The sequence below is a fragment of the Aeromonas sp. QDB30 genome, assembly GCF_027707645.1.
GTDB classification, from domain to species: domain Bacteria; phylum Pseudomonadota; class Gammaproteobacteria; order Enterobacterales; family Aeromonadaceae; genus Aeromonas; species Aeromonas caviae.
This window is the reverse complement of record NZ_JAPCIY010000060.1, coordinates 20,844-27,194: the sequence shown is the minus strand read 5'-3', so window position 1 is coordinate 27,194 and position 6,351 is coordinate 20,844. Positions and strand designations below refer to the sequence as shown.

Genomic DNA, 6,351 nt, shown 5'->3' with positions numbered 1-6,351 from the left:
AGCCAAACCACAGAAGTATGCGACGAGAAAACCTAGTAAAAACAATGCCAGTCAGGCTTAACTGACTGGCATTACGGACAGTGTCCGGCCTTTTTCTTGTCGGCCTCTATGGGCTCAGAAGACTTTCTTGAACGGTTTGATGGTCACCCTGGCGTAGACCCCCGCCGCGACATAGGGATCCGTATCGGCCCAGGCCTGGGCGTCGGCCAGGCTGGCAAAGTCGGCGATGACGGTGCTGCCGGTGAAGCCCGCATCGGCCGGATCCTCGGCATCGATGGCCGGGTTCGGGCCGGCCGTCAGCAGTCGGCCCTCATCCTGCAAGGCTTGCAGGCGGGCCAGGTGGGCAGGGCGTGCCAGCTTGCGCTGGGGCAGACTGCCCGCGACATCTTCGGAGTAGATCAGATACCACATGGAACAATCCCTTTCTGGTTGCGGTTATTTTTTCTGTTCTGCGTTCTGCTCGGCCGGCATGTGGCGATAGAGATAGACGCCGCTGAGCAGGGTGAAGACCAGGGTCATGCCCAGCAGGCCGAACACCTTGAAGTTGACCCACATCTCCTGGGAGAGGTTGAAGGCCACGTAGAGGTTGAGCAGACCGCACAGGGTGAAGAAGCCGACCCAGCCGAGATTGACGTTGTCCCAGACCCGGTCGGGGGCTTGGAGCTCCTTGGCCAGCATCTGCTTGATGAGGTTCTTGCCAAAGCCATAGCGGCCGATGAGCAGGGCGAGGGCAAAGAGCATGTTGATGACGGTCACCTTCCACTTGATAAAGGCATCGTTGTGGAAGAAGACGGTGAGGCCGCCGAAGAAACCGACCAGCACGAAGGTGAACAACTGCATCTTCTCGACCCGGCGATAGCGAAGCCAGCTGTACAGGAGTTGCAGGCCGGTGACGACCACCAGGGCGCCAGTGGCGGTGTAGATGTCGTAAAACTTGTAGACCGCGAAGAAGACGATCAGGGGGATGAACTCGATAAACTGCTTCATGCTGGGCTCTAACCTCAAAATTTCACTCAGTGTACCTGCCCGTCAGACAACGGCAAATGAATAAGACCGTCCATTCTGCAGGCAGTTCCTTCCCGGGGCGGCGGGTTACTCGAACAGCTGGCTGGCAATCTGGTTGCCAAGGCGCACCTGATCGTCCAGCAATGCGCGTATGTCTGCTTCCTCGATGAGGGGGTTGAGCAGGACGGCGCGCAGCAGCGTGAGTGGTTGCTCGCCATAGCGGGAGACTGCGCGCTGGGTGCGTGAGACGAAGCTGTGCCCTTCGGCGCGCTGGGCTTTTTGCAGGGCGACGTTGAAGAGATTGATCTGTTCGTTGGCCGCCACATCGGGCACCTGACCTTGCAGGTGGGGCGGAATGCACCGGTAGGAGAGCAGGTTCATGACAGGTGCCGACATCAGCTCGAAGGCGGGGCTGGCGTCGATGAGCGCGGCCATTCGCCGCGCCCTGTCGTAGTTGGCGTCGATGAGTTGGGCATAACCCTGCTGCCCCAGCATCTGGAAGGCGGCATCCAGATAGAGCGCGTTGGCGGGACGGGTCCCCTCCAGAGTGAAGCGACCCTGATCGAAGGAGGTGGCGCGGATGGCGTAGGGAGCCTCGCGCTTCACCGTCATCATCAGGTCCGGTTGGCGGCAGAGCAGCATGCCGGTACCGAGCGGGACCAGCAACTGCTTGTGGCCGTCAAGGGTGACGGTATCGGCGTGCTCTATCCCCGTAAGCAATCCCTGATAGCGGGGCGAGAAGAGGGTCGGACCACCCCAGGCCGCGTCCACGTGGAAGTGGATTTGCTCGCGCCGGGCGATGGCGGCCAGTTCCGGCAGCGGGTCGACGGAGCCAAAATCCGTGCTGCCAGCCACGCCGACCAGCGCCAGCACCTTGAGCTTCTGCTTCCTGCATTGTTGAAGGGCCTGTTCCAGCGCCGCCAGACTGAGCCGATTGTGCTCGTCTGTGTCGAGACGCCAGACGCTGCGAGCCCCGAGTCCCAGCAGATCCATCCCCTTGTCGAAGGAGTAGTGCATCAGCCGCGAGCCCAGAATGACGGCGCCGCGATAGCCCTGCTCGGCGAGGGCGAACAGGTTGTCGCCACAGGCCCGGTTGCGAGCCAGCCAGAGGGCGGTGACGTTGGCGATGGTACCGCCACTGGTCATGACGCCGAGGGCTGCATCCTTGGCATGCATCTGGGCTGCATAGAAGGCGTCGTCCTCGCGGTAGACCAGACGGTGCAGCTTGGCCAGCACTTCCCGCTCCAGAAAACTCAGCAAACGGGAGGACTCCATCTTCATCGGGTTCTGGTTGAGCATCACCAAGAGCCGGGAGAGCTCGGCGGTGAAGGCCGGCAGCGGTGCCGTCATGTGTCCCATGTAGCGGGGAGAGGTGAGGTGCGATGCCCCGGGTACCAGGGTGGTGAGCCGTGCCAGATAGTCCCGGGGAGAGATGCCGATGGCGGGCATGCACGACTGATCGAGCTGGTGGGTGAAGCTGCCCCGCTGATAGGGGGCCTGACTGTCGTCGGAATGATGGAAATGCTCCAGCAGGGCCGTCATGGCCTTGCCGAAATCAGGATCCGGTTGTGTAAACAGTTCAGTGAGCTTCATCGGGTTCTCCAGACCAGATTGTCGGGCAGACGCGGCCATCCGCATGGGCGGCGTCGGCGGCAGAGCATACACCAAAGGGGCGGGGGGCACAGCCATCTCTGGCCCTCCCTCTCCTCGCGCCTTTATTTTCAGCTAACACTTGTAGCCTGAAAAATCGGCCGCTAGAGTGGGCCGGTAATGGGTTGGAGGTAATGATGGATGTGACGGGGTACTCCCCACGGGAAGAGTGGGCGAATCGCCTCAGCCATGGGCTGGGGCTGCTGCTGGGCGGACTGGGACTGGTCTTGCTGCTGCACAAGGGGTGGGATCAGGGGCCCAGGGTACTGCTGAGCTACGGCGTCTACGGTGCCAGCCTGGTATTGCTCTATCTCGCCTCGACGCTCTATCACAGCGTGAGCTCGGTGGCGGCCAGACGCTGGAGCAAGCTGTTCGATCACTGCGCCATCTATCTGCTGATCGCCGGCACTTATACCCCCTTCCTGCTGGTGGCGCTCGATACGCCGCTGGCGCAAGGACTGATGGTGGTGATCTGGGGGCTGGCCCTGGCGGGGGTCGTGTTCAAGCTGATCTTCATCAATCGTTTCAAGAAGGTGTCGCTATTTACCTATCTGATGCTGGGCTGGCTGTCGCTGGTGGTCATCTACCAGCTCTATCTGCATCTGGATGGTACCGGGCTCCTGCTGCTGGGGCTGGGTGGTCTCATCTACAGCCTGGGAGTGATCTTCTATGTGGCCAAGCGCATTCCCTACAACCACGCCATCTGGCACCTGTTTGTGCTGGGTGGCAGTCTGTGTCACTTCATGGCCATTTATGGCTATATCTGATGGCTAACCCTTAATTGGTATTTTTGTGCTCATGAAAGCCTGAATTCGTGCGGCACCCCACAGTTGCCCCCTTCGTTTGCTGACAAGCTAGTGCCAGTTCAGTTTGGAAAGGATGCAAACGATGAGTGAGATCGCGCTTTCCATCAGCATGCTGTCGCTGGTGGCAGTGCTGGGGCTCTGGCTGGGAAACTGGCGAGTCTATGGCGTGGGTTTGGGTATTGGCGGGGTGCTGTTCGGCGGCATCATAGTGGGCCACTTCGCCGGCTTGTCCGGGTTGAAGCTGGATGAGCAAACACTTCATTTTATTCAGGAATTCGGCCTGATCCTGTTCGTCTACACCATAGGCATCCAGGTCGGTCCCGGCTTTTTCTCCTCCTTGCGCAGTTCGGGCCTCAAGCTCAATGGCTTCGCGGCCCTGCTGGTTCTGCTCGGCTGCCTGGTGGCGGCAGCGTTGCACCAGCTGTTCGATGTACCGCTGCCGGTGATCCTCGGAGTCTTTTCCGGGGCAGTGACCAATACCCCGTCCCTGGGGGCTGGCCAGCAGATCCTGGCCGAGCTGGGGGCGGATCCTGGATCCACCGGCCTGATGGGGATGGGCTATGCGGTGGCCTACCCGTTCGGGATCTGCGGCATCCTGCTCACCATGTGGCTCATCAGGATGTTCTTCCACATCAAGATTGAGGAGGAAGCGGTCGCTTTCGAGCAGCAGGCAGGCAAGACCAAGGAGAGTCTGCAAACCATCAACATTGCCGTGCGCAATCCCAATATGCATGGCCTGATGCTCCGCGAGATCCCGAGTCTGGACGAGGCGGACGTCATCTGTTCCCGCCTCAAGCGTGGCGACGAGCTGATGGTGCCAAAGCCCGACTCGCGCATCGAACTTGGCGACCTGCTGCACCTGGTGGGGGAGCGCCATGCCCTGCACAAGGTGCTGCTGGTGCTTGGAGAGGAGGTAGACACCTCCCTCTCCACCCGCGGGACCGATCTGCGTGTCGAGCGGGTGGTGGTCACCAATGAGCAGGTGCTCGGCAAACGGATCCGCGATCTCGACATCAAGCAGAAATACGATGTGGTCATCTCGCGCCTGAATCGGGCCGGCATCGAGCTGGTGCCGACCAGTCAGACCAGTCTGCAGTTCGGTGACATCCTGAACCTGGTGGGGCGGCTCGATGCCATCGAGGCGGTCACCAGCGTGGTGGGCAACGTGCAGCAGAAACTGCAGCAGGTGCAGATGCTGCCCGTCTTCATCGGTATCGGGTTGGGGGTATTGCTCGGATCCATTCCCTTCTACCTGCCGGGATTCCCGGCGGCGCTCAAGCTGGGGCTGGCAGGGGGACCGCTGGTGGTGGCGCTCATCCTGTCTCGTATCGGCAGCATCGGCAAGCTCTACTGGTTCATGCCGCCGAGCGCCAATCTGGCGCTGCGGGAAATAGGCATAGTGCTCTTCCTGGCGGTGGTGGGGTTCAAGTCCGGGGCCGGCTTCATCGACACCCTGATCAACGGCGACGGTCCCGCATGGATGATGTACGGTGTGGCAATCACCCTCATCCCGCTGCTGCTGGTGGGTGTGCTGGCACGCCATTATGGCAAGCTCAACTACCTCACGCTGTGCGGGCTGCTGGCCGGCTCGATGACGGATCCTCCCGCTCTGGCATTTGCCAACGGCATGCACCCCACCAGTGGTGCCAGCGCACTCTCTTACGCGACCGTCTACCCCCTGGTGATGTTCCTGCGGATCATCTCGCCCCAACTGCTGGCCATCCTGCTCTGGGCCGGTGTCTGACACCTCACGAGACGGGAGCCGATGAGGCTCCCGTCTTCGTTTTGTCACAATTGATGCTATTGATTTAATTAATTTTATTCATCTTCGGCGTCCCTTCGTTTTCACCCCGAAACCCGGCTTCATTTCGGTCTGTCCATTCGATTTTTCTCACTGGTTTATGGCCTGATAAACGGGCACATTGGAGGCTGGAGCAATATGCCCTTCGATATTTCAGGAGAAACCATGAGCAATCAGCGCATCGTATTGGATCAGGATGTCGTCGTTACCCACTTGCAAGGCAAAATGTATCTGGTCGCCGCCGACGGGAGCCAGAGACTCGTTGCAGAAGGCGATGTACTGCCCAAGGATGCGGTATTGCTTGCGCCCGAAGGGGCCAGTTTCCAGGGAGGGGAGACCACGTTCACCCTGGGTTCCGGCGAGCGCCCCAAACAGGGTGACGCCGTGCTGGCGAATGCGGGTACGCCCGATGACATCGCCGCCTTGCAGCAAGCGATTCTGGACGGGACCGACCCCACCAAGGCATTCGAAGCGTCGGCGGCGGGCGGAGCCCCGGCCGCAGGCAATGCGGGGGGCGTGGCTGGTGCCAGCGGCAACGGCGGTTTCGTCACCATCGATCGTACCGGTGATGCAACCATCTCCAGCGCAGGCTTTGACAGCGCGAACCCGGCTGGCGCGGCGCCGCTGGTGGATGCGCAAAGCAGCGAAGATGAGCTTGTCGACCTCACCGCTCCCGTCATCACCGTCTCTGCCCCCGACAACACCAACGATCGGACGCCGACCCTGACCGGTACCACGGATGCCCCCGCTGGCAGCACGGTGACTCTGGTGGTGACCGATGCCAACGGCAATCAGCAGACCCTGACCGCTACGGTGCAACCGGATGGCAGCTTTAGCGTGGATGTCACCACACCGCTGGCCGAAGGGGGCTATCAGGTGACGGCTTCCGTGACCGATCCGGCCGGCAACACCGGTACCGCGACCGATGACGGCAGCGTGGACACTACGGCTCCGATCGTGACGGTGAATGCACCGGACAATACCAATGACAACACCCCGACCATCACGGGGACCACGGACGCCGCCCCCGGCAGCACGGTGACCCTGACGGTGACCGATGCCAACGGCAATCAGCAGACCCTGACCGCC

The 6,351-nt window shown here is 61.1% G+C and carries 6 protein-coding genes; 3 read left to right on the top strand and 3 right to left on the bottom strand.

Annotated features, from left to right (window positions below):
- Nucleotides 1-114 precede the first annotated feature (114 nt).
- The 3 genes from PG896_RS15990 to PG896_RS15980 form a co-directional block, all read right to left on the bottom strand.
- Complete coding sequence (locus PG896_RS15990; RefSeq protein ID WP_201889166.1) at nucleotides 115-411, bottom strand: YciI family protein; 297 nt, start codon at nucleotides 409-411, stop codon at nucleotides 115-117.
- 24 nt (nucleotides 412-435) lie between these two features.
- The gene (locus tag PG896_RS15985; RefSeq protein WP_270835910.1) at nucleotides 436-987 is read right to left on the bottom strand and encodes a septation protein A; all 552 of its coding nucleotides are present in this window, start codon (nucleotides 985-987) and stop codon (nucleotides 436-438) included.
- 105 nt (nucleotides 988-1,092) lie between these two features.
- Nucleotides 1,093-2,598 carry an aminotransferase class V-fold PLP-dependent enzyme gene (locus tag PG896_RS15980; RefSeq protein ID WP_270835909.1) on the bottom strand — a complete coding sequence of 502 codons (1,506 nt, stop codon included), beginning with the start codon at nucleotides 2,596-2,598 and terminating at the stop codon, nucleotides 1,093-1,095.
- Nucleotides 2,599-2,789: 191 nt separating this feature from the next.
- Between PG896_RS15980 and trhA the strand changes: the two genes are divergently transcribed.
- From trhA to PG896_RS15965, 3 genes are all read left to right on the top strand, one after another.
- A complete protein-coding gene (gene trhA / locus PG896_RS15975) occupies nucleotides 2,790-3,422 on the top strand; it encodes a PAQR family membrane homeostasis protein TrhA (protein WP_039041319.1) in 633 nt (210 codons plus the stop codon).
- A 121-nt stretch (nucleotides 3,423-3,543) separates the two neighbouring features.
- A complete protein-coding gene (locus PG896_RS15970; RefSeq protein WP_010675535.1) occupies nucleotides 3,544-5,205 on the top strand; it encodes a putative transporter in 1,662 nt (553 codons plus the stop codon).
- 222 nt (nucleotides 5,206-5,427) lie between these two features.
- Nucleotides 5,428-6,351: retention module-containing protein (locus PG896_RS15965; protein ID WP_270835908.1), on the top strand; the 924-nt coding region annotated here is incomplete at its 3' end.